The following is a 1,336-nucleotide window of genomic DNA, read 5'->3' on the forward strand; positions in this document are numbered from 1 at the left end:
GCGTAGGGTTATCGGCGTGAACGTGGTGCTTTAGGCGGCGTGTCGTGGGGTTAGTGGGTTGTCGATGCAGGCCAGGGCCGAGATCACGGGAAAGTACGCCAGGGTGTACACCAGGGCGTCGAAGAAGGACAAGGGACGGATCTTTGATGAGGTCTGCGCAGTCACTGGCTGGAGTCGGGACAACGCGCGCCGACGCCTGGTGGCCGCAGCCAAGCGCCCACCGGGTCGCCGAAAGTCGGCGGAGCGCAGGGCTAGAGCCCGCAGGTACTCCTACGACGCCTTGAAGGTGCTCCAGCGAGTGTGGCCCGCCAGCGGCGGGCAGTGCGGCAAGTACCTCAAGGAGTCCATGCCGCTGCTGCTGGACCTGCTGGAGGCTAGCGGTGAGCTCGACGACGAGCCGCGCTACACCCCAGCCGTCAGAGACGAGCTGGTGGCCATGAGCGCGGCGACCATTGACCGCTACCTCGCCCCGGTGCGGGCTACCGAGCAGCTGCGGGGCAAGTCGACGACCAAGGCCGGTCCGTTGGCTTTCGCAGCTCCATCAAGATCCGCAAGGCCGGCGGGCGAGATCGAGGCTGAGCCTGGGTTCTTCGAGGTCGACACCGTCGCCCACTGCGGGCCGACCCTCAAAGGAGAGTTCACCCGGACTGTGAACATGACCGACGTGCTCACGGGGTGGACCTTCACTCGCTCAATCCGAAACAACGCTGAGAAGCACATCATCTCCGCCCTGGACGCCGCCGTGGGATGCGTCCCGTTCCCCGTTTTGGGCGTGGACTTCGTAGGCGGCTCAGAGTTCATCAACCACAGCGTGGTGCGCTGGGCCGCGGACTTGGACATCTACTCCCGCCCGCTCACGCCCCTACAGGAAGAACGACCAGGCCACCATCGAGTCGAAGAACAACCACCTGGTGCGCCGCTACGCCTTCTACTACCGCTACGACACCAGCGAGGAGCGCGAGGTCCTGGGCCGTCTCTGGGAGCAGGTCAACGTCAAGCTCAACTTCCTGCCCCCCGCAAGCCCATCGGATGGGGCACCGATAAGGCCGGCAGGCGCAAGCGCCTCTACGACGCTCCTCGTACCCCATTGGACCGGCTGCTGGACACCAGCGCCCTGACCAAGGCCCAGAAGACTGACCTGGTCTCGTACCGCAACCAGCTCAACCCCGCCTCTATCACCCGCCGCATCATCGAGCTCCAGGACGTTCTCATCCGCCTGGCCAAGGACAAGACCGACCAGCGCCTGCCTCGCCCAGATCCCAAGCATCCTGCCCGACGTCCACAAAGGCGTACGAGTCAGGAAAGCCTCCTAACCACCCCTCAACCTGGCGGGCAT

General features: G+C 65.0%; 1 protein-coding gene. It reads left to right on the forward strand.

Annotation, left to right across the window (positions count from 1 at the left end):
* Nucleotides 1–64 precede the first annotated feature (64 nt).
* A partial coding sequence (locus HMPREF3165_RS10765) for a hypothetical protein (protein ID WP_218079052.1) occupies nucleotides 65–1,336 on the forward strand: 1,272 nt, incomplete at its 3' end.

It is taken from the genome of Actinomyces sp. HMSC08A09, from assembly GCF_001807465.1.
Taxonomy (GTDB): Bacteria; Actinomycetota; Actinomycetes; order Actinomycetales; family Actinomycetaceae; genus Actinomyces; species Actinomyces oris.